The organism is Bacillus sp. ISL-41 (genome assembly GCF_018613235.1).
Lineage (GTDB): Bacteria > Bacillota > Bacilli > Bacillales > Cytobacillaceae > Mesobacillus.
This window is the reverse complement of record NZ_JAGGQP010000036.1, coordinates 16,302-39,273: the sequence shown is the minus strand read 5'-3', so window position 1 is coordinate 39,273 and position 22,972 is coordinate 16,302. Positions and strand designations below refer to the sequence as shown.

At 44.1% G+C, this 22,972-nt stretch carries 20 protein-coding genes and 2 tRNA genes; 20 read left to right on the top strand and 2 right to left on the bottom strand.

Annotation, left to right across the window (positions count from 1 at the left end):
• The first annotated feature begins 31 nt into the window (after positions 1-31).
• The 17 genes from purR (at position 32) to J7I80_RS18730 (ending at position 17,514) form a co-directional block, all read left to right on the top strand.
• Complete coding sequence (purR, locus tag J7I80_RS18810) at positions 32-856, top strand: pur operon repressor (RefSeq protein ID WP_214740353.1); 825 nt, start codon at positions 32-34, stop codon at positions 854-856.
• Between the two features lie 31 nt (positions 857-887).
• On the top strand, positions 888-1,262 hold the full coding sequence (gene ridA, locus J7I80_RS18805) for a 2-iminobutanoate/2-iminopropanoate deaminase (protein ID WP_192473625.1): 375 nt from the start codon (positions 888-890) through the stop codon (positions 1,260-1,262).
• A 533-nt stretch (positions 1,263-1,795) separates the two neighbouring features.
• Positions 1,796-2,086, top strand: coding sequence for a septation regulator SpoVG (spoVG, locus tag J7I80_RS18800; protein WP_023613316.1), 291 nt, complete (start codon positions 1,796-1,798; stop codon positions 2,084-2,086).
• Between the two features lie 229 nt (positions 2,087-2,315).
• Positions 2,316-3,689, top strand: a complete 1,374-nt coding sequence (gene glmU / locus J7I80_RS18795; protein WP_214740351.1) for a bifunctional UDP-N-acetylglucosamine diphosphorylase/glucosamine-1-phosphate N-acetyltransferase GlmU — start codon at positions 2,316-2,318, stop codon at positions 3,687-3,689.
• Positions 3,690-3,707: 18 nt separating this feature from the next.
• Positions 3,708-4,664, top strand: coding sequence for a ribose-phosphate diphosphokinase (locus J7I80_RS18790; RefSeq protein ID WP_102264801.1), 957 nt, complete (start codon positions 3,708-3,710; stop codon positions 4,662-4,664).
• Between the two features lie 802 nt (positions 4,665-5,466).
• The gene (locus J7I80_RS18785; RefSeq protein WP_214740349.1) at positions 5,467-6,099 is read left to right on the top strand and encodes a 50S ribosomal protein L25/general stress protein Ctc; all 633 of its coding nucleotides are present in this window, start codon (positions 5,467-5,469) and stop codon (positions 6,097-6,099) included.
• Between the two features lie 123 nt (positions 6,100-6,222).
• Complete coding sequence (gene pth, locus J7I80_RS18780; RefSeq protein ID WP_214740347.1) at positions 6,223-6,783, top strand: aminoacyl-tRNA hydrolase; 561 nt, start codon at positions 6,223-6,225, stop codon at positions 6,781-6,783.
• 146 nt (positions 6,784-6,929) lie between these two features.
• On the top strand, positions 6,930-7,160 hold the full coding sequence (gene fin, locus J7I80_RS18775) for an anti-sigma-F factor Fin (protein ID WP_167834220.1): 231 nt from the start codon (positions 6,930-6,932) through the stop codon (positions 7,158-7,160).
• 101 nt (positions 7,161-7,261) lie between these two features.
• On the top strand, positions 7,262-10,798 hold the full coding sequence (mfd, locus tag J7I80_RS18770) for a transcription-repair coupling factor (RefSeq protein ID WP_214740345.1): 3,537 nt from the start codon (positions 7,262-7,264) through the stop codon (positions 10,796-10,798).
• Between the two features lie 334 nt (positions 10,799-11,132).
• A complete protein-coding gene (gene spoVT, locus J7I80_RS18765) occupies positions 11,133-11,669 on the top strand; it encodes a stage V sporulation protein T (protein ID WP_214740343.1) in 537 nt (178 codons plus the stop codon).
• A 243-nt stretch (positions 11,670-11,912) separates the two neighbouring features.
• Entirely contained in the window at positions 11,913-13,517 is a 1,605-nt protein-coding gene (locus J7I80_RS18760; RefSeq protein ID WP_214740341.1) for a putative polysaccharide biosynthesis protein, read from the top strand.
• A 30-nt stretch (positions 13,518-13,547) separates the two neighbouring features.
• Positions 13,548-15,011 (top strand): bifunctional methyltransferase/pyrophosphohydrolase YabN, encoded by a 1,464-nt coding sequence (gene yabN, locus J7I80_RS18755; protein WP_214740339.1) that lies wholly within the window; start codon positions 13,548-13,550, stop codon positions 15,009-15,011.
• A 199-nt stretch (positions 15,012-15,210) separates the two neighbouring features.
• A complete protein-coding gene (locus J7I80_RS18750; RefSeq protein ID WP_214740337.1) occupies positions 15,211-15,483 on the top strand; it encodes an RNA-binding S4 domain-containing protein in 273 nt (90 codons plus the stop codon).
• 87 nt (positions 15,484-15,570) lie between these two features.
• On the top strand, positions 15,571-15,873 hold the full coding sequence (yabP, locus tag J7I80_RS18745) for a sporulation protein YabP (protein ID WP_214740335.1): 303 nt from the start codon (positions 15,571-15,573) through the stop codon (positions 15,871-15,873).
• Positions 15,870-16,505: a spore cortex biosynthesis protein YabQ gene (yabQ, locus tag J7I80_RS18740; protein WP_214740333.1), complete on the top strand. Its 636-nt coding sequence runs from the start codon at positions 15,870-15,872 to the stop codon at positions 16,503-16,505. Before yabP ends, yabQ begins: the two co-directional genes overlap by 4 nt.
• A gap of 80 nt (positions 16,506-16,585) precedes the next feature.
• Positions 16,586-16,984 carry an FtsB family cell division protein gene (locus tag J7I80_RS18735; RefSeq protein WP_214740331.1) on the top strand — a complete coding sequence of 133 codons (399 nt, stop codon included), beginning with the start codon at positions 16,586-16,588 and terminating at the stop codon, positions 16,982-16,984.
• Between the two features lie 74 nt (positions 16,985-17,058).
• Positions 17,059-17,514, top strand: coding sequence for a S1 domain-containing RNA-binding protein (locus tag J7I80_RS18730; RefSeq protein ID WP_192473394.1), 456 nt, complete (start codon positions 17,059-17,061; stop codon positions 17,512-17,514).
• Between the two features lie 474 nt (positions 17,515-17,988).
• On the opposite strand, the gene J7I80_RS18725 is transcribed toward J7I80_RS18730, so the two are convergent.
• Positions 17,989-18,060: transfer RNA gene (locus J7I80_RS18725), tRNA-Glu, on the bottom strand.
• 82 nt (positions 18,061-18,142) lie between these two features.
• Positions 18,143-18,216, bottom strand: a tRNA-Met gene (locus J7I80_RS18720).
• A gap of 275 nt (positions 18,217-18,491) precedes the next feature.
• Here J7I80_RS18720 and spoIIE point away from each other — a divergent pair.
• The 3 genes from spoIIE (at position 18,492) to J7I80_RS18705 (ending at position 22,836) form a co-directional block, all read left to right on the top strand.
• Entirely contained in the window at positions 18,492-20,966 is a 2,475-nt protein-coding gene (spoIIE, locus tag J7I80_RS18715) for a stage II sporulation protein E (RefSeq protein ID WP_214740329.1), read from the top strand.
• A gap of 135 nt (positions 20,967-21,101) precedes the next feature.
• A complete protein-coding gene (locus tag J7I80_RS18710) occupies positions 21,102-21,839 on the top strand; it encodes a vWA domain-containing protein (RefSeq protein WP_214740327.1) in 738 nt (245 codons plus the stop codon).
• Entirely contained in the window at positions 21,808-22,836 is a 1,029-nt protein-coding gene (locus tag J7I80_RS18705; RefSeq protein ID WP_214740380.1) for a protein kinase domain-containing protein, read from the top strand. Before J7I80_RS18710 ends, J7I80_RS18705 begins: the two co-directional genes overlap by 32 nt.
• Positions 22,837-22,972 lie beyond the last annotated feature (136 nt).

The window sequence follows — 22,972 nt, the reverse complement described above, 5'->3', positions numbered from 1 at the left end:
CCTTAAATATTCGGATTTTGGAGGTTCTTGAATGAAATTTAGACGCAGCGAGCGTTTGATCGATATGACGACTTATTTACTGGAACATCCGCGCCAATTGGTACCGTTAACCTATTTTGCCGAAAAGTATGGTTCAGCAAAGTCCTCGATCAGTGAAGATCTCGGAATCATCAAAGAAACATTTGAACAGCGGGGAATCGGTGTCCTTCAGACTGTGCCAGGCGCTGCCGGCGGAGTCAAGTTCCATGTCCATGTCAGTGAGGAAAAAGCCCGAAAGGTAATCGATGAACTGTGTAACGTAATGGCAAGTCCTGATCGATTGCTGCCAGGCGGTTATCTCTACATGAATGATATTCTGGGAAATCCAGCTATTGTGCAGGAAGTCGGAAGGCTGCTCGCTTCTGCTTTTGCTGATAAGGATATTGAAGTTGTCATGACTGTGGCGACAAAGGGGATTCCGATCGCTTACGCAGTCGCAAGCCACTTGAATGTTCCAGTCGTGATTGTCAGAAGGGATAGCAAAGTGACGGAAGGGTCGACGGTAAGCATCAACTATGTTTCGGGTTCTTCAAAAAGGATCCAGACGATGGTGCTATCAAAGCGCAGCCTTGCAGAGGGTTCGAAGGTTCTAATTGTCGATGACTTCATGAAAGCAGGCGGCACCGTTAATGGCATGATCAACTTGCTTGAAGAGTTCAATGCGGAGTTAGCGGGAATAGCTGTACTGGTTGAATCGGAGAATATCGAAGAAAGACTTGTCGATGAGTATCTCTCACTCGTACGTCTTTCAGATGTAGAAGTAAAAGAACGTAAAATTACCGTGAGTGAAGGAAATTACTTCGCTCGCAGAGAATAATTGTTCATATAAAAATAGATGGGGTGACAATATGAATATTGTACAGACTTCAAATGCGCCTGCCGCAATTGGTCCATATTCGCAAGGTGTGGTTGTGAACAATCTTTTCTACAGCTCTGGCCAGATTCCTCTGACTCCAGAGGGTGTAATGGTGGAGGGAGATATCCAGGCCCAGACGCATCAGGTATTCAAAAACCTGAAAGCTGTTCTTGAGGCTGCAGGTGCTTCACTTGAAACAGTCGTAAAAGCAACTGTCTTCATCAAAAATATGGATGAATTCGCTCAATTGAATGAAGTGTATGGGGAGTATTTCAGTACACATAAGCCAGCACGCTCAACAGTAGAAGTGGCAAGACTGCCAAAGGATGCCCTGGTGGAAATCGAAGTAGTAGCGCTCGTTAAATAACGGGCGTTTTTTTTATTGTTGAAAGAGTGGAGATAAACATCTGGAGGGGACCGAATACAATCACAAGAAGTGGCAACTTGTGCCCGTGAAAAGAGAAAAACCAGTTTAACGGTCACAAGAAGGGTCAACATGTGCCCGTGAAAAGAGAAAAACCAGTTTAACGGGCACAATACTCCCGTTATAGGTACCCTTATATTTAGTAACTGCACTTATGGACTACATACAAACCGGGTTCCAAATTGCATCTATCAATTTTTGCTCTTATAACACTTACAATACAAAACTTTTTCCGGATAAAAATATATGAACAGGGATCAAAATCTAGAAGAATCTTATAAGATTTTTCCGCATCGTCAATAGCCAAAAAAGCCTATTTTACAAAGGTAAATTGGCTTGCAAAGGCTTTCTCCATGAAAAAGTTCACAATTTTGCCCTATTTTTTCAAAAAAATTTTCTTGTAAAAGAAGGAGATTTGATTTCGACGTGGAATTATTTAACTAGAATTTTATCTATTTGTAAAGGTGGTGAACAGAATGGAAGTAACTGACGTAAGATTACGCCGCGTTAATACAGATGGACGGATGAGAGCGATCGCTTCCATCACGCTTGACAACGAGTTTGTTGTACATGATATCAGGGTGATTGATGGAAACAACGGCCTATTTGTTGCAATGCCTAGTAAGCGCACTCCTGATGGCGAGTTCCGTGATATCGCACATCCGATCAATTCGGGTACACGCGGAAAGATCCAGGATGCTGTACTGGCAGAGTACCACCGTTTAGGTGAATTAGAAGTTGAATTCGAAGAAGCTGGAGCTTCCTAGAATATATAAGTGCATAACATCAAGAGCCTGCTGCATAAGTTAGGCTCTTTTTTATTTCCCCAGTTTGTCCGCTGGCTAAACCTGTTTTTATGAAAATTTCTCCATTTATTTTGAAAAATACTCTCCCCCCTAAACTGACAAATAATTGTACTTGTTCTTCTATTCTTGAAATGGCTGGCTATTTAAGATATATTCGTAATGGATAAAAAGGTAAATTGGAGGCCTGCTAATGTCTAATCGTTATGCAATCATTTTAGCTGCCGGTCAGGGAACAAGAATGAAGTCTAAATTGTATAAAGTTCTTCACCCTGTATGCGGCAAGCCAATGGTACAGCATGTAATTGACCAGGTGAAAAGTCTTGATATAAACGAAATCGTGACCATTGTCGGTCATGGAGCAGAAAAAGTGAAAGATCAGCTAGGTGAGCACAGCCAGTATGCCCTTCAGGCTGAACAGCTGGGTACAGCTCATGCTGTGCAGCAGGCAGGGGATATGCTTGCAGACAAAGAGGGAGTCACAATCGTTGTTTGCGGTGATACTCCGCTGATCAAGGCTGAAACAATGGAAGCTCTTTTCAAGCATCATGAAGAGACAAATGCTAAAGCAACCATTCTGACGGCGAGGGCGGAAGACCCGACTGGATACGGCCGTATCGTCCGAAATGCAGAGGGCTTTGTCGAGAAAATCGTTGAGCATAAGGATGCGAACGAGCAGGAACGAAGCATCAATGAAATCAATACGGGTACATATTGCTTCGACAATAAAATGCTATTCGAGGCGATCCAGAATGTATCAAATGATAATGTCCAGGGAGAATACTATCTTCCGGATGTCATCGAAATCCTGAAGAACGAAGGCGAAATCGTATCTGCCTATGTGACGGGTAACTTCGCGGAGACGCTTGGTGTCAATGACCGCGTCGCTCTTGCTGAAGCTGAACGCACGATGAAAAAGCGGATTAATGAGTATCATATGCGCAATGGCGTATCAATTATTGATCCCGATAACACATATATTGGACCAGATGTGAAGATTGGACAGGATACGGTTATTTTCCCGGGAACAATGCTTTCTGGCGGAACAGTCATCGGTTCTGATTGCCAGATTGGACCTAATACTGAAATCAGCAGCTGCGAGATTGGAAATAATACAGTTATCCGCCAATCAGCGGCCTTTGAAAGCAAGATTGGCTCCGAAGTCAATATTGGGCCTTTCGCACATATCAGGCCTGAATCTGATATCCATGATGAAGTGAAGATCGGCAATTTTGTCGAAATTAAGAAAGCGGTATTTGGCAAAGGAAGTAAAGCTTCCCACCTTAGCTATATCGGTGATGCAGAAGTTGGTGCTGATGTGAATATCGGCTGCGGCTCGATCACAGTGAATTATGATGGCAAAAACAAGTTCCTGACCAAGATTGAAGACGGCGTATTCATCGGCTGTAACTCCAATCTTGTTGCACCAGTGACGATTGGAAAAGGCGCATATGTAGCAGCCGGTTCCACGATCACGGAAGATGTTCCAGGTGAAGCACTTGCCCTTGCACGTGCTCGTCAAGTCAACAAAGAAGATTATGTAGGGAAAATGAACGTAAAGAAATAAGAGTCTTGGAGGTCCATAATGTCAAACCAGTATCTTGACCCAAATTTGAAGGTTTTTTCACTGAACTCAAATGTTGAACTTGCCCAGGAAATTGCGAAGGTAATCGGGGTAGAGCTAGGGAAATGCTCTGTATCCCAGTTCAGCGACGGAGAAATCCAGATCAACATTGAAGAAAGCATTCGTGGCTGCGATGTTTATGTCATCCAGTCAACTAGCTCTCCGGTAAATGAGAACATCATGGAATTGCTGATCATGATTGATGCATTGAAGCGTGCATCAGCAAAAACAATCAATATTGTTATGCCTTATTACGGTTATGCAAGGCAGGATCGTAAAGCACGCGCGCGTGAGCCAATCACGGCTAAGCTTGTGGCGAACCTGCTCGAGACTGCTGGCGCTACTCGCGTAATCACGCTTGATCTTCACGCTCCGCAAATTCAGGGTTTCTTTGATATTCCAATCGATCACTTGATGGGTGTGCCGATTCTTGCTGACCACTTCAAGAGCAAAGAACTGAACGGTGACGTTGTCATCGTATCTCCAGACCATGGCGGAGTTACACGTGCAAGAAAGATGGCTGAAAGATTGAAAGCACCGATTGCGATCATCGATAAGCGCCGTCCGAAGCCAAATGTGGCTGAAGTCATGAACATCGTTGGTAATATTGAAGGCAAGGTTGCCATTTTGATTGACGATATTATTGATACTGCAGGAACGATTACATTGGCTGCCAATGCTTTGGTTGAAAATGGTGCACTCGAAGTTTACGCTTGCTGTACACACCCTGTCTTGTCAGGACCTGCGATTGAGCGTATTGAAAACTCCAAGATTAAAGAACTGGTTGTGACAAATTCAATCGCGCTTGCTGAAGAAAAGCGCGTTGAAAAAATCCACCAGCTGTCAGTTGCGCCATTAATCGGGGAAGCAATTATCCGCGTCCACGAAGAGCAATCTGTCAGCACACTTTTTGATTAATTTTTAAATGAAATAACAGGCTTGCCAACTGGCAAGCCTACTCTTGTTTTTCTTTGTTTTATGTTAGTAGATGAGAACGAGGCGCTTGCACATCCTGCTTTTGAGAAAGCAGGTACAAAGCTGTCAAGAAAAGCTCGTTATTGTGACAGGTTTGGAGGAAAGAGGTCGGAAAGTTGTCAAGAAAAGCTCGTTATTGTGACAGCTTTTGAGGAAGCAGGGTCAAAGTTGTCAAGAAAAACTGGTTATTGTGACAGGTTTCAAGGAAGCAGGTACAAAGCTGTCAAAAAAAGCTCGTAATTGTGACAGGTTTGGAGGAAGCAGGGTCAAAGTTGTCAAGAAAAGCTCGTAATTGTGACAGCTTTTGAGGAAGCAGGTACAAAGCTGTCAAGAAAAGCTCGTAATTGTGACAGGTTTGGAGGAAAGAGGGCCAAAGCTGTCAAGAAAAGCTCGTAATTGTGACAGGTTTGGAGGAAAGAGGGCCAAAGCTGTCAAGAAAAGCCCGTAATTGTGACAGGTTTCAAGGAAACAGGGCCAAAGCTGTCAAGAAAAGCTCGTAATTGTGACAGGTTTGGAGGAAACAGGTCCAAAGTTGTCAAAAAAAGCTCATTATTGAGACAGCTTTTGAAGAGAAGAGACCCAAGCTGTCAAGAACCCGTAGCAAATTCCTGAGGAAAAGCGAAGCACCTGGAACGAAAATCAACAGCCGTGTTAAAAGGCTCAAAAAGTAAAACGTTTAGACCTTCCTGTTTTGGGGCATTTTTTATATAGACAAGAACTTACGAAATAGGAAGGGGACAAAACCATGAGTGCAACATTGAAAGCAAATGAGCGAACAGGTACTCAACGTTCTAGCCTGAGGAAGTTACGCCAGGAGGGCAATATTCCGGCAGTGGTCTATGGAAGGACTACAGATAGCAAGTCCATTTATGTGGACAGCATCGAGTTTGTGAAGACCATCCGTGAAAATGGCCGAAATGGTGTCATTTCACTTGATGTAGGGGGCAGCCAGCATAGTGTCATGCTGACGGATTACCAGGAAGACCATATCAAGAATGAAATTCTTCATGCTGATTTCCTTGTGGTTGATAAAAGCTCCAAGGTACATGCAAGCGTAAGGGTTAATCTCGTTGGAGATGCTGCAGGTGTCAAGGATGGCGGCGTCCTTCAGCAGCCGATCCATGAAGTGAACATCACAGCGACTCCAGGCAATATCCCTGAGACCATTGATGTGGATATCACAAACCTGCAAGTTAATGAAAACTTGACACTTGCTGATATCAAAACAGGAAATTATGAAATTAATGATGACGAAAATACGGTAGTCGTCTCAATCCTTCCTCCTAAAGTGGAAGAAGAAATCAACTCCGGCGAAGAACAAGAACCAGGAGAGCCTGAAAATGAAGAAGGAAGAGAAACAAAAGCGAGCGAAGAATAAAGCATCATCAGACGTAGCCTGAAAAGGGTTACGTCTTTTGCGGTTTTCATGTACAGTAGAAATAAAGATTCTTTCTGGTTTCCCTGAAAGAATAAGATATGCGTTTGGTTAGGGGTGTGGAAAGTGAAGTTATTTGTTGGACTTGGGAATCCAGGGAGGCAATACGATAAAACAAGGCACAATATCGGCTTTGAAGTCATAGATGAGTTATCTAAACGGTGGAATATCCCATTGGATCAGGCAAAGCATAAAGGTTTATATGGAAAGGGATTCGTTGGCGGCGAAAAAGTTATCTTGCTTAAGCCTTTAACTTATATGAACCTTTCTGGTGAATCAATCAGGGCCGTAATGGATTTTTATGATATCGACCTGGAAGATCTGGTCGTGATCTATGATGATCTCGATATGCCGACTGGAAGAATCAGATTACGCCAAAAAGGCAGCGCAGGCGGTCATAATGGGATTAAGTCGACGATTGCCCATACTGGGACACAGGAATTTAAGAGAGTAAGGGTAGGTATCAGCCGCCCGACAAATGGAATGGCGATCACCGATTGGGTGCTTGGCCGTTTTACTGCCGAAGAAAGCGAACAGATGGCCGAGGCTGTCATGAAGTCAGCCGATGCTTGTGAAGAATGGATCAAAAAACCATTCTTAGAAGTTATGAATACATTTAATCAATAGTGGATTCAGATAAAATGGCGAACTAAACATGCCAATCTTTTGATCAAGTATTATAATGTAAAAAAAGAATCATACAATAGGCTAAGTGCATAAGTTCCTGCCAAAGGGTCAATAATGAATAATGACTTAAATTGGGAGGGACGGGCATGGCTATACATTATCAATGCCGTCATTGCGGCACGAATATCGGCTCATTGGACAGATTGTCTGTCCACAGTGAAAGTTTAGGGCTGCATAAGCTGACCGAGGAAGAGCGCCAGGAGATGGTATCTTACGCAGGGAACGGTGACATCCATATAAAATCGATCTGTGAAGACTGTCAGGAAGCCCTGGAACGCAACCCGGACTTCCACCAGCATGACTACCTGATTCACTGAAAAGCTTTGGATTCCACATCCAAAGCGTTTTTCTGTTTGTATATTGGCCGTTTATTTAAAAAGGAAAGATTAGCATTTTTTATAGAGAGGGAGAGGTTTGGATGCAGGGGCTGAAAGCTCTATTTAGTCATCAGGATGATGTCCAATCTGTTATTTCCGGAATGGATGAGGGGCTCAGGGAACAGCTCGTCGCAGGCCTGTCTGGTTCGGCAAGGACGGTCTTTTTGGCCGCGATCTACGAGCAGACGAAGCGCCCCGTCCTGATCGTGACACATAATTTATTGCAAGCGCAAAAACTATATGATGATCTTGCGAATTTAATAGGGGAAAATGATGTCTATCTTTACCCGGCAAATGAATTGATTGCCGCAGAAATAAGTATTTCAAGTCCAGAGCTGAAGGCACAGAGAATAGAAGCTCTGAACCATTGGAGCAAAAAGAATACGGGTATTGTGATTGTCCCAATGGCTGGCTTGAGGAAGCTGCTTCCGCCAAAGGATCTGTGGGCAAAATTCCAACTGACATTCAAGCTTGGCGAAGAAATCGATCTCGACTCGGTTCTCAACCGGTTTGTCAGCATGGGATATGTCAGGGCCGGAATGGTCGCGGCTCCCGGTGAATTCAGCGTCCGCGGCGGAATTATTGATATTTACCCGCTGACATCCGCAGATCCGATCCGGATTGAGCTTTTTGATGCAGAGGTTGATTCAATCAGGACATTCTCGCTTGAGGACCAGCGTTCGAAGGAAAAAATGAAAACAGTAGCCATCGGGCCGGCCACAGAAAATCCGATTGAGAGTGAACAGCTGGACCGTTTGATTACAGAATTGGAAGACGGGCTATCAAGCAGTTTAAAGAAGCTGAAGGATGATAAAGCAAAGACTTTGATGGCGCAAAATATTGGCTATGAATTGGAGCAGCTCCGCAATGGGCAAATACCTGATCAATTATTCAAGTACTTATCCATAGCTTATGAAAAGCCTCAAAGTTTAATAGATTACTTGCCGTCAAAGGGCTTCCTGTTCATTGATGAAATAAGCAGGGTACAGGAAATGAATGAGTCCCTTGGCAAGGAAGAAGCGGAATGGTATACGAGCCTCCTGGGTGAAGGCCAGATCACCCATGACCTGAAAATTTCACACCAGCTTCCTGACTTGATGAGTAAAGCTGGAAAGCCGATTGTGTATTTATCATTATTTTTAAGGCATGTACCAAACACAAGTCCGCAAAACATCATCAATATATCCTGTAAGCAGATGCAGAATTTTCACGGGCAGATGCATGTGCTGAAAGGTGAAGTAGATCGCTGGCGGAAAGGAAACTATGCAGTTATTTTCCTGGGGCCGGATGCCGAAAGAGTCAAAAAACTCGAACGGGTTCTGGAAGACTATGAAATCGATGCGGTAAAAATGGGCAGCAAGCAAGAACTGCTTCCAGGAAAAGTCCAGATCATCCAGGGCAGCCTGAACACCGGCTTTGAATTCCCCATCCAAAAAATCGCGGTAATTACAGAAGAGGAACTTTTCAATAAAAAAACAAAGAAGCCTGCCAGAAGACAAAAGCTGTCGAATGCAGAGCGGATCAAGAGCTATTCGGAACTTAAGATCGGCGATTATGTTGTTCACGTAAACCATGGTATCGGTAAATACCTGGGCATTGAAACGCTCGTAATCAATGGTATCCATAAAGATTATCTCCATATCCGCTATCAGGGAACTGATAAGCTTTACGTCCCGGTTGAGCAGATTGACCTTGTCCAAAAGTACGTTGGCTCAGAAGGAAAAGAACCTAAGGTCTATAAGCTAGGCGGAAGCGACTGGAAACGGGTCAAGAGCAAGGTTCAGTCCTCTGTCCAGGATATTGCGGATGATTTGATCAAGCTTTACGCAGAGCGTGAGGCCAGCGTCGGGCATGCTTTCTCCCCTGATGGCGAGATGCAGCGCGACTTTGAATCTTCATTCCCTTATCAGGAAACGGAAGACCAGGTACGTTCCATCCATGAAATCAAGCTTGATATGGAACGTGAACGCCCAATGGACCGTCTGCTGTGCGGAGATGTCGGCTATGGTAAAACCGAGGTGGCAATCAGGGCTGCCTTCAAGGCGATTGCCGATGGTAAACAGGTAGCCTTCCTTGTGCCAACAACAATCCTTGCGCAGCAGCATTATGAGACACTCAGGGAAAGATTTCAGGATTTCCCGATCAACATCGGATTGCTGAGCAGATTCCGTACCCGCAAGCAGCAAACCGAGACGATCAAGGGTCTTAAAGCAGGAAGTGTGGATATTGTCGTAGGAACCCACAGGCTTTTATCCAAAGAAATCACCTACAGGGACCTGGGCCTGCTGATCATAGATGAAGAGCAGCGTTTTGGGGTTACGCATAAGGAGAAGATCAAGAAACTAAAAACAAATGTGGATGTCCTGACTTTGACAGCGACACCGATTCCAAGGACGCTGCATATGTCCATGCTCGGTGTCAGAGATTTATCGGTCATCGAGACACCGCCTGAGAACCGCTTCCCTGTCCAGACATATGTCATGGAATATAACGGGGGACTTGTCCGCGAGGCGATCGAACGCGAGCTAGCCAGGGACGGACAAGTCTATTTTCTTTATAACCGTGTGGAAGATATCGAGCGGAAGGCAGAGGAAATTTCCATGCTTGTGCCGGATGCCCGTGTTACCTTTGCCCATGGCCGTATGACCGAAAATGAACTGGAATCCGTCATGCTTGGCTTCCTTGAAGGAGAATATGATGTCCTTGTCAGCACCACCATCATTGAGACTGGTGTAGATATTCCGAACGTTAATACACTGATTGTGTATGATGCGGATAAAATGGGCCTTTCCCAGCTGTACCAGCTTAGAGGAAGGGTAGGGCGCTCCAACAGGGTTGCCTATGCTTACTTTACCTACCGAAAAGACAAGGTCCTCACCGAGGTGGCTGAAAAGCGTCTCCAGGCAATCAAGGAGTTTACGGAGCTGGGCTCTGGTTTCAAGATTGCGATGCGCGACTTATCAATCCGTGGTGCCGGCAACCTGTTAGGCGCCCAGCAGCATGGGTTTATTGATTCGGTCGGTTTCGATCTGTATTCCCAGATGCTGAAGGAAGCGATTGAAGAGCGAAAGCCGGAAAAAGACCAAGTCCGCAAGCCAACGATTGAAATCGATCTTGAGCTCGATGCCTATATACCTGATAGCTATATTTCTGATGGACACCAGAAAATCGAGATGTATAAGCGCTTCCGCGGTATTGAGTCATTGAAGGATATTGAGGAATTAAAAGAAGAGATCATTGATCGATTTGGGGATTATCCAGAAGAAGTAGAAACGTTATTTAAAGTGGCAGAATTAAAGGTTTATGCCATTACCGCAGGTGTGGAGTCCATTAAGATGGCTAAGCAGGATGTGACGATTCTTTTAACAGAGGATGGAAGCAGCAGGATTGACGGACAAAAGGTATTCAAGCTTAGCAGCCAGTACAGGAATGCGGTGGGTCTCGGTATGGAAGGCAATAAGCTGAAAATGGTCGTGCACACGAGAGGAATGAAAAATGACCGTTGGTTCGAAATTACTTTCGAGATGATTAAGGGACTTCATGACTCCCAAAAAGAACAGGAAAATACAGTATCGTAACCGTATGGAAATATTTTGTAATCTAAATGTAAAAGGATAAGGTGTTTCAAAAAAGATAGACAAGGGTAATTTCTGTGTGTACGCAAAAATTAACTGGAAGGTTTATCCGTTTTTGGCACCTTTATCACTTCAAAGAAAATAATAATGAGAAGTGTATAGAACTTTCCATATGAAAGATACTAAGTTCAAATCTTGGTAAGGTTGATTAATAAAGGCATTATTATTACTGATGCTGTTTTCGTAAACTGAATTGGTTTTAAACGAATAGCAGCAATTATCGCAAAACAACCTTATCTAAAAAAATAATCATCAGATGAAAGTGAGGCAACGTTGGATGAAAGCAACTGGTATTGTTCGTCGAATCGATGATTTAGGTCGTGTCGTAATTCCAAAAGAAATCAGAAGAACACTTCGTATTCGTGAAGGGGATCCACTTGAAATCTTTGTGGACCGTGATGGTGAAGTCATTTTAAAGAAGTATTCACCAATCAGTGAGCTGAGTGATTTTGCGAAGGAATATGCAGAAGCACTCTATGATAGCTTAGGCAACCCGGTATTGATTTGCGATAGAGATACTTATATCGCATTGGCAGGAGGTTCCAAGAAGGACTACTTGAATAAAAACATCAGTGAACTTGTTGAAAAGACGATGGAGGATCGTACATCATCCCTTGTGAACCAGCAGACTAGCATTTCGCTTGTTGAGGGGAATGAAGAGCCTGTTTCTTCTTATACAATTGGGCCAATCATTGCCAACGGAGACCCAATCGGGGCAGTAATTATCTTCTCTAAAGAAGGATCATTGGGTGACGTGGAACAAAAAGCTGTAGAAACAGCTGCAGGCTTCCTGGCAAGACAGATGGAGCAATAATCACCAACGATTTATAATTTTACCGAAAGGGCAGCTGACGAGGCTGCCTCTTTTCGTATTTGGAGATATAAGTTTGTTGCACAAATTAGGTGTCCAACTCCGCTTGTCGGGGCTGATCAAGGCGCTTGCGCTTTTCTATATTACAGCTGTCTAACAAATTAATATTGTCTGTTTTGCTTACGGCCGATGCTTTTTCCCTTGTGATATAATACGTTTGAAACTGAAATTGGAAGGAGATGGGCGATGAAGCCCGTTGCAGATTCAAAGGAATTGATGAGGGGGGCTATGATCCTTACTCTGGCTGCCCTGGTTACGAAAATTTTAAGCGCCGTTTACCGTGTCCCTTTTCAAAATATCGTCGGGGACATTGGTTTTTATATTTATCAGCAGGTATATCCCTTTTTTGGCATTGTCATGGTTTTATCTACATATGGATTTCCGGTTGTCATTTCAAAGCTTTATACGGAGCAGCAGGCTGCCGGGAATAGCGGCAGGGCTGATCGTCTATTGGCTATTTCTCTTGTGTTTCTCGGTATCGTTGGGTTGTTCCTTTTTTCCTTTTTCTATATTGGTGCTGGATGGATTGCCGATAAAATCGGTGATCCAGAACTGAAACCCTTATTTAAGGTTGTATCCGTGCCATTCCTGATCTTCCCGTTCACCTCAGTGTTCAGGGGATATTTCCAGGGAAAGGGTAATATGGTGCCGACAGCGATTTCTCAGGTTTCAGAACAGTTCATCCGGGTCGCGACCATTCTTATCTTGTCAGCGGTGCTTGTGCAGCAGGGTTTCTCTCTTTATGTCACTGGTGCCGGAGCTGTTTTCGGATCGATAACAGGCGGGATTATCTCCGTTTTGATACTCGGATTTTTTTATCTGAAAAATGGAGGAGCTAATCCCTTCACCTATTTTCAGCTCAAGGATTTATTCAAGGACGCAGCCTGGGTCGTAAAAGCGCTGATCATTCAGGGATTTGCGATCAGTATCAGTGGCATGCTGTTAATATTGCTGCAGCTGGCGGATTCCTTGAATATGTATTCTTCATTGCTGGCATTGGGACTGACAGCGGAGGAAGCGAAGTCGGCAAAAGGCATTTTTGACAGAGGGCAGCCACTGATCCAGCTTGGGACAGTTGTCGCCACTTCGATGTCATTAAGCCTGGTACCGGCAATTTCAGGCGACAAATCAAGTAATCGCCGCGAGAGAATCCTGCCCAAAGTGAGGCTCGCCCTTCAGACAAGCCTGATTTTTGGCGCTGCTGCTGCGGTTGGTTTATATAGCATCATCGTCCCAGCTAATATCATGCTGTTTGAGAATGCTGATGGATCCAATGTGCTTGGAGTGCTCAGCTTGATGATCTTATTTGGTTCGGTCATCCTGACGATTATGAGCATTTTGCAGGGTCTTGATAAGTCTATTTTTCCGGCTGCAGTCATACTTGCCGGATTTGGCTTGAAATACATATTGAACCTGATACTGATTCCGGATATTGGGACAATGGGGGCAGCTTATGCCACATTGGCGGCGATGCTGGCAGTCATGTTCATCCTAATTTTTAAGCTGAGACATGAACTCGGCCAACCTGTCCTATCACTTGTATTCATTGGAAAAATTCTGTTTTCCTCGGCGGTGATGGCTATTGTTTTACGATTATTTCTATATATAACGGATTTCGGTTATGACTATATTGAACCCGACAGGCTCGGAGCTGTATTCCAGGCGTTAAGCTCAATAGTTATCGGAGCACTTGTTTATTTTTTCATATTAATCAAAACGAAGGCTTTGACTGAAGATGAATTAGTGACTTTGCCATTCGGCAGCAGGATGGTCCAGTTGTTGTTTAAATAAGGCATTTACATGAAGGAGGAAAAAAGGGAAATGGCAAACAAGATTTTGATCATCGGACTGGGAGCTGGCGACCTCGACCAGCTGCCGCTTGGTGTATATAAAAAATTGAAGCATGAGAAAAACCTGTTTTTGCGGACAAAAGAACATCCGGTCGTTGCGGAGCTAGAGAAGGAAGGGGTGCAGTTTCAATCGTTCGATGGAATTTATGAGAAGCATGACCAGTTTGAGGATGTTTATGAGGAAATCACAGAGTTTTTGCTGGCTGAAAGTGCCATGGCTCCTGTAACCTATGCTGTTCCTGGACATCCCTTGATTGCGGAGCGGACAGTGCAGCTCTTGCTCGAACGAGGACCAAAGCGGGATACGGAAATTGAAATTGGCGGCGGCCAGAGTTTCCTGGATGCCATGTTCCAGTCCCTGGCGATTGATCCGATCGAAGGTTTCCAGCTGCTTGATGGCACAGCATTGTCAAAGGAAGATATGCTGCTGAAGAGCCACACAATCATCGGGCAGGTGTATGACGCCTTCGTTGCCTCCGACGTCAAGCTGACACTCATGGAAAAATTGCCTGATGATTACGAGGTATTCATTGTAACAGCAGCAGGAAGCAGCGATGAGGTCATTAAAAAGTTGCCATTATACGAATTGGACAGGGAGATGGAGTTAAGCAATTTAACTTCGGTTTATGTACCTCCTGTTGAAGATGAACAAATTTTATACAAGGATTTTCTGAAGCTGCGTGGAATTATATCAGAACTGCGCGGTCCGAATGGTTGTCCTTGGGATAAGAAGCAGACCCACCAGTCACTTAAGAAATATTTAATCGAAGAGTCATATGAATTGCTGGAGGCAATCGATCATGATGATATCGATCATATGATTGAAGAACTGGGCGATGTGCTGCTTCAAGTCATGCTCCATGCCCAGATCGGTGAGGATGAGGGCTACTTTACCATCGATGATGTAATCGAAGGGATATCATCAAAAATGGTCCGCAGGCATCCCCATGTGTTCGGCGACATCAAGGCTGAAAATGAAGAAGATGTACTTCGGAACTGGCAGGAAATCAAGGAGCAGGAAAAAGGCGGTGCAGCGAAGTCTATGCTGGAGGGAGCCGGAAAAGGACTTCCGAATCTGCTAAAGGCATATGAGCTGCAAAAGGAAGCTGCTAAAGTAGGGTTTGACTGGAAGACGGCAGCGCCAATCCTTGACAAGGTAAAGGAAGAAATTGATGAGCTTTCTGTAGAAATCACCGAAAAAGGCATTCAGGAAGATATCGAGCTGGAGTACGGAGATCTTTTGTTTGCGCTTGTCAATTTCGCAAGGCATTACGATATCAATCCGGAAATGGCACTGAACAAGACCAACAGGAAGTTCATGCGCCGCTTTGCCTATATCGAACAAAAAGCAGCAGAGAATGGGGGAAGTGTTGACGACTACACTCTGGATGAGTTGGATGCCTTTTGGGAGGATGCTAAGACACACGGTTTATAGGTAAAGGCTGTTTCGCATTGATTGCTGCTTTTCGAACACATACAGTTATTCGCATTTTAGAGTTTTGGGCTTTTTTCGAAGATGCTGCCGAAATGAATATGGAAGCATAACGTAAAAATCCAGATGGGTTTGGAAGCAAAAAGTTTACGAAAAGCGCGCAGGTAAAACAAACCAATAATGAAAAAGGGGTTTAAATACGATGAGGCTGGATAAATTTTTAAAAGTATCAAGATTAATCAAAAGAAGAACATTGGCAAAGGAAGTATCCGATCAAGGGCGAATTTCCGTCAACGGAATGCCGGCGAAAGCGAGTACGAATGTAAAAGCGGGTGATGAACTGGCGATACGCTTTGGGCAAAAAGTCGTCTCTGCAAGAATCGAGCGAATACAGGAAACATCCCGTAAAGATGAAGCTGCCGGAATGTATACCCTTCTTGGGGAAGAACGTATTCCAGGGGACGATGAAGAGTAAGAAGAGCTTCGTGTGAAGGCTTGTTCTATTCTCTCTTATTCAATCATAAACATGTACAAAAGTGCATTATGATTGTGAGGGATATTAATGAGCCAATATTACGAAACAAATCAGACAAAAAGCAATGTGCCAGACCACGATTTAGTGATGAGAGGCAGACGGACACTGGATATCACCGGAGTAAAGCAGGTTGAAAGCTTTGATAATGAAGAGTTTTTATTAGAGACTGTCATGGGATTCCTTGCGATCAAGGGCCAAAATCTCCAAATGAAGAATCTGGACGTCGACAAAGGGATTGTGTCGATCAAAGGAAAAATCTTTGACCTGGTCTATCTTGATGACCAGAATGGGGAGAAGGCTAAAGGCTTCTTTAGCAAGTTATTCCGATGACGCTTTCGACCCAATTTTTGACCATGCTCGCCATGATTTGGATGGGCAGCCTATTCGGAGCTTCACTTGATACGCATAATCGGTTTCTGAAAAGATCTAAACGAAAATCCTGGATTGTCTTCATCAACGACATCCTGTTCTGGGTATTCCAGGGTTTGTCGATTTTCTATGTATTATTTTCAGTGAATATGGGAGAATTGCGTTTTTATATCTTCCTCGCGTTATTATGCGGTTTTGCGGCCTATCAGAGCCTATTCAAGAAACTCTATCTGAAGATGCTGGAACGGGCTATCACCTATACGATCAATGTATATGTATTCATGGTGAAGGCTTTCAGGATACTTGTGGTCAGACCTCTCCAGTTCTTGGCCGCCACCGCACTGTCACTATTGCTTTTGACGGGAAGAGGCCTTTATTCTCTTTTAAAATGGCTTCTTGCCGTTTTGCTGTGGCTGCTCAATCACTTAATTTGGAAACCAATTAAGATGATTTTCCTGCTTTTTTGGAAACTTTTGCCGAAAACAGTTAAAAAAAGCGTCGAGAAATTATATAATAAATTGGCAGGATTTCTAATTATAGTAAAGAATTATTTTACTAAGCCGATAAAATGGATAAAGAAGTTAAAAAAGTAGGCGTGATGAAAGCAATTGTTAGTCAATGTCTTGTTGAACGGAATCAACAGCAAAAATATATATAAGGAGGACTGCGGGGAATGAGTGCCATCAGGAAAAAAAGCATAGCCAAGATTGAAAATCAATATGTACAACAGCGTGAAAAAGCCGGGATTGCAGAAAGCAGGAAGCGAAAACTGCTTTTCAGGCGCCTCGCAGTCTTTGCCCTATTCGCATCGGTCATTTCTTATTTGATGATCTCAACCTACATTTCCCAGTCTGCTGCCCTCGAAAAGAAGCAGTCGGAAAAGGAACAGCTAGAACAAAAATTAGCAAGCCTTCAAAAGCAGCAGGAAATCTTGGATGAGGAAATCGTCAAATTGAACGATGACGAATACATAGCAAAGCTTGCCCGCAAGGAATATTTCCTGTCTGAAAAGAACGAAATCATCTTCAACCTTCCTAAAGAGAAAAAGGACTCCCAAGATTCGCCTTATTGACACTCTTTTTTCATATTCTGTATAATATAATGTAAGTTTGATTTTTTATATCTTTAAGGAGGCAAAACTTTTTTATGTCAATCGAAGTAGGCAGCAAGTTACAGGGAAAGGTAACAGGTATTACAAATTTCGGGGCGTTCGTCGAGCTGCCGGGTGGCTCAACAGGACTTGTTCACATCAGTGAGGTTGCAGACAACTATGTCAAGGATATCAATGACCACCTGAAAGTTGGCGACCAGGTTGAAGTAAAGGTTATCAATGTTGAGAAAGACGGTAAAATCGGTTTATCTATCAAGAAGGCTGTTGATAGACCTGAACGACCTGCAAGACCAGAAAGATCTGAATCAAGACCTTACTCGCAGCGTCCACGCGGCGGCGGGGGCGGCAGAGGAAACGACAACCGCAATGCCCGTCCTGAAAATTTCGAATCAAAAATGGCGAAATTCTTGAAGGACAGTGAAGACCGCCTGTCTACTCTAAAGCGTGCTACTGAATCCAAGCGCGGAGGAAGAGGAGCTAGAAGAGGGTAACTTGCTGCTAAGTGAATATATATAATAGCAGGAATCATGCTATACCAAGACAAGTCTTTTACAGGGCTTGTCTTTTTGTTTTGTTCTTTTCTCAAAATTTGTTGCTATTGACTACAGAATAGGGTTGAATTCGCAAGTTGGCTCTTTTTATGGACCGATTTTAACGAAAAAAGGTAACTGGAAAAATTATTCTCTTAATGGACACCGATAATTGCCTAGTCATCCTCTGTAATCTCTTAATCAAGCGGGATAATCTCCCGAAAAGTGCCCGGAATTGCCCAAACATACGCAATAATCGTGCCGTCATCCAAATTCAGGGAAAATAAGCTGATCTTGAAGAGAAAGGAGAGCCGCTGCATTGCCCGAAAAACAGTGCAGGAGTAAACAAAAGTAAAAGCAAGAGCACTGCATTCCCACAACCCGAATATAAACAAAAAACCTCGCTCCCAAAGGAACGAGGTTTTCGCATAATGATGACCCCTACGGGATTCGAACCCGTGTTACCGCCGTGAAAGGGCGGTGTCTTAACCGCTTGACCAAGGGGCCATTATAGTAATATTTGTCTAGCTTCAGCGCCTAGCCCGCGAAACAGTTCGGGGCTTAATCAGGCGCCTACGCTTTTCGTTAGTAGCGGCGGAGGGGATCGAACCCCCGACCTTACGGGTATGAACCGTACGCTCTAGCCAGCTGAGCTACACCGCCATATTGTTAATGTGTTTTGAGGCACAAGAAATATAATACATAGATATTAAAATAGTGTCAATGGATTTTTAAAAGAAAAGAAAAATTATTGAAAGGTAAATTTTAACGGTGTTTGGCATGGAAGTTAAAATAATCCGTGGTATTTCGAGGAATTGCATTATTTTCGGGGAAATGCGTCGAACAAAATTTTCATGCTTGTCCTTATTTTTGACAAACTTCTGGATGACTCCCTTTTATAATAATCAGCAACGATAAAAAAACGGGGAGTGTATTCAATGCAAAAGGTAGAAAGGAACATGATGGAACCGATCGGTGAAGTTCATCTTGAGGAATCACGATTCAGGTTTGCAAAAGGCATGTCGAAGCTGCAATCCAAAATTGAAAACCTTTTCCTGAAAAAAGGCTATATTTTCTTGATCATTGGATTTTTGCTTGGCCGTGCCTTGATACTGGCAAAGTTAACCCCTTTTAGCCTTCCATTTTTTGCGGCTGTGTATCTGATCCGGAAAGACCGTGCGCCTATTGCGCTGTTTGGTTTGGTTGCCGGGGCTGCAACCTTGTCATTTACTGACGCCGTCTTCACCTTCGCGCCTGTATTTTTATTTTTATTGCTATATAAGCTGACGGAAAAATGGGTCAAGAATTCTATGAAAGTCCTTCCGCTTTATATATTTTTCACTATTTTAATAGCCAAAATGTTAAAAGCTCTTATTTTGTCAGGAAATATCACTATGTATGAGGGGATGATGACTGGAGTCGAAGCCGGTTTAGGTCTTGTGTTGACATTCATCTTCATGCAAAGCATTCCATTGATGACAGCCAGCAAGCGTAAGCAGTCATTGAAAACCGAGGAAATTGTCTGTTTGATCATCATGCTTGCTTCAGTCATGACAGGAACCATTGGATGGACAATCTATGATTTATCGGTAGAACACATAATGTCCCGTTATTTAGTCCTCATTTTTTCATTTGTCGCTGGAGCCACAGTAGGTTCTACAGTCGGGGTCGTTACTGGTCTGATCTTCAGTCTTGCAAATGTGTCTAGTTTTTATCATATGAGCCTTCTCGCTTTCTCAGGATTGCTTGGCGGCTTGCTAAAAGAAGGAAAGAAGCCAGGGGTTGCACTTGGTCTATTCATCGCCACCCTGTTGATCGGAATGTATGGTGAAGGCGGAGGTGCGCTTAGCCAGACGCTGACTGAATCAGCAGCAGCAGTCCTGCTATTTTTCCTGACACCGCAATCGCTTACGTCAAAAATCGCCAAACATATTCCGGGAACAGCGGAGTATTCAGCCGAACAGCAGCAATATATGAGAAAAATGAGAGATGTGACTGCGCAGCGTGTCGTCCAGTTCTCAAATGTATTTGAAGCCCTGTCGAAAAGCTTTACTACCCTGCAGGTTCAGGATGAAACACTGGAAACGGACCGCGATATGGATTATTTCTTGAGCAATGTCACAGAGAAGACATGCCAGACATGCTTCAAGAAAGACCATTGCTGGACAAGGAACTTTAATACAACCTATGACTATATGAGCGAGATTATGCAGGAGATGGACCAAAATTCTGGTGCCGTACCGCAAAAACTTTCGCGCGAATGGGACAAACATTGCACCAGGTCGAAAAAGGTCATGGAAATTATGCAGCAGCAGCTAACCTATTATCAAGCGAACAAAAAACTCAAGAAACAGGTACAGGAAAGCAGGCGCCTTGTGGCAGACCAACTGCTTGGTGTTTCGGAAGTCATGGGGGATTTCGCCAAGGAAATCCAGCGTGAGCGAGAAAACCACTCCAAGCAGGAAGAACAAATTCTGGAGGCCCTCCAGGACTTCGGCATCCATATTGAGCATGTGGAAATCTACAGTCTGGAACAAGGGAATGTGGATATTGACATGACGATTCCATATTGCCAGGGGCATGGCGAATGCGAAAAGTTAATCGCACCGATGCTTTCGGATATCCTGAAAGAAAATATCGTGGTCAATTCAGAAGAATGCTCGACATTCCCGAATGGTTATTGCCATGTGACATTCCGATCTGCAAAGGCCTATGCTGTATCAACAGGGGTGGCGCATGCGGCCAAGGATGGAGACCTTATATCAGGAGACAGTTATTCCACTATTGAGCTGAGCGGCGGGAAGTATGCAATCGCCATCAGTGATGGAATGGGCAATGGGGAAAGGGCTCATTCCGAAAGCCGTGACACTTTATTATTGCTGCAGCAAATTCTGCAATCTGGAATTGAGGAAAAAGTAGCGATTAAGTCCGTAAACTCGATTTTATCATTAAGAACAACTGATGAAATGTTCTCGACCCTGGATTTGGTCATGGTCGATCTGCAAAACGCATCTGCCCGATTCTTGAAAATCGGTTCGACGCCGAGCTTTATCAAACGCGGGGGAAAGGTAATGAAAATCCAGGCGAGCAATTTGCCGATGGGGATATTGCAGGAATTTGAGGTGGATGTAGTTAGTGAACAGCTTAAGGCGGGCGACCTGCTGGTCATGATGAGCGATGGTGTATTCGAAGGGCCAAAGCATGTCGAGAATTATGATTTGTGGATGAAACGGAAAATCAACGAGCTCCAGACAGAAGATCCGCAGGCGATCGCCGACTTGATCATGGAGGAAGTCATCCGTTCTCGCGATGGCTCGATTGAAGATGATATGACAGTAGTAGTCGCAAAGATTGATCACAATATCCCAAAATGGGCATCAATCCCAGTGACGAATTATCAAAAGAGAGCTTAACAGTTTATTTTGCTGCAACTGCTCGCACTTTATGTATAAAACCCCTCCACTTCGTCGAAAATGGTAACAAATTTATTATAGGCTTCTTTCTTTTACTAGATTGTAAAAAATAGAGCCTGGAAGTGAGGGGATTGCATGAAAACAGGTACAATCAGGCAAATATTGCTCATTACGGATGGCTGCTCGAACCAGGGTGAGGATCCGATTGCAATGGCTGCGCTGGCCAAGGAGCAGGGGATTACGGTCAATGTCATTGGTGTGATGGAACAGGATGTTATAGATGAACAGGGCATGACAGAAATCGAGGGAATTGCTTTGTCCGGCGGCGGTGTCAGCCAGATTGTGTACGCGCAGCAATTATCGCAAACCGTCCAGATGGTGACAAGGAAAGCGATGACCCAGACACTTCAGGGGGTAGTGAACAAGGAACTTCAGCAAATCCTTGGTGGCGGCCGGACAGTGGAAGACCTGCCGCCGGAGCAGCGCGGAGAGGTTATGGAGGTTGTGGATGAGCTCGGGGAGACGGTGGAGCTCGATGTGTTGATTCTTGTCGATACAAGTGCAAGCATGAAGCACAAGCTGCCCACAGTAAAAGAAGCCTTGCTGGACTTAAGTTTAAGCCTGAATGCCAGGTCAGGGGATAACCGCTTTTCGGTGTTTGTATTTCCCGGGAAACGAAAAGATGTCGAAAAGTTGCTGGATTGGACTCCGAAGCTTGAGTCACTCACGAGCATTTTCGCCAAGCTGACAACGGGAGGAATTACGCCAACAGGTCCTGCCATTCGCGAGGCACTTTCTCATTTTAATAAAAAACGATCTTTAAGGAGCCTATTGTCCGGTGATGATGAATCCTTCTTTGAAGAATCTGTGTAAAGTCATTCCTGGTACGATCATCGAAGGGAAATGGCATCACAACCGATATACAATCATAAAAGAGCTTGGTTTTGGAGCGAATGGGATTGTCTATCTGGCAAGGTACAATAACAGACAAGTCGCATTGAAAATGAGTGACAATGGAATGTCGATTACTTCTGAGGTCAATGTGTTGAAATCTTTTGCCAAGGTCCAGGGATCTGCCCTCGGACCTTCTTTGCTGGATGTGGATGATTGGGAACGTCCGGGAAAAAGAGTGAGCTTTTATGCGATGGAATTCATTAAGGGACCTGATTTCCTGGCTTTCCTGCAGCAAAAAGGGCCGGATTGGACCGGTGTGATGATCCTTCAGCTGCTTGCTGATTTGCAGCTGCTCCATGAAAACGGCTGGGTATTTGGCGATCTGAAGCCAGAAAATTTGATTGTGACTGGCCCCCCGGCAAGGATTCGCTGCATAGATGTCGGCGGTACAACAATGAAAGGACGGGCTATAAAAGAGTTCACAGAATTCTATGATCGGGGCTATTGGGGTCTTGGCAGCAGAAAGGCAGACCCAGGTTATGATTTATTCGCCGTCGGGATGATCATGGTGAACACGGCCTATCCGAAAAGATTTACGAAGAAGTCTGGCGGAATAAACGAAATTATGGATAAAGTAAAACAAAGCCGGGAACTAAAAATCTATGAAAAGGTAATCTATAACGCCCTTGCAGGCAACTATCATTCTGCCAGGGAGATGAGGACAGAGTTGCTGCAGGTCCATCAGCCTGTTTCGGAACCGAAAAAAAGTACCCGGCAGCATAAGGCGCCGCCGAAACCAAAAGCACAACCGCATATAAAGGCAAATCCATCGAGGCCGAATTCAAACCCAGCTAGACGGCAAACACGAATGGGATACAGCAAGAAAAAGAAACAATCCTCAGCGCTTGAAACAGTCACCATCATTTTGGTGATCTCTTTGTTATATTTTTTCTATATTTATAGCCAAATTACCTGAGATTTTTTGAAACCTTTGCGCGTCTCGTCCGTACATAAGGGATTAAGCTATGTTTTTTGAAAAAAGATGGCTGAAAGTGTTAAGCTGAAAAATAATAAACCTGTGTTATTAGAAGATTAATGGTTTGCCGGCATGG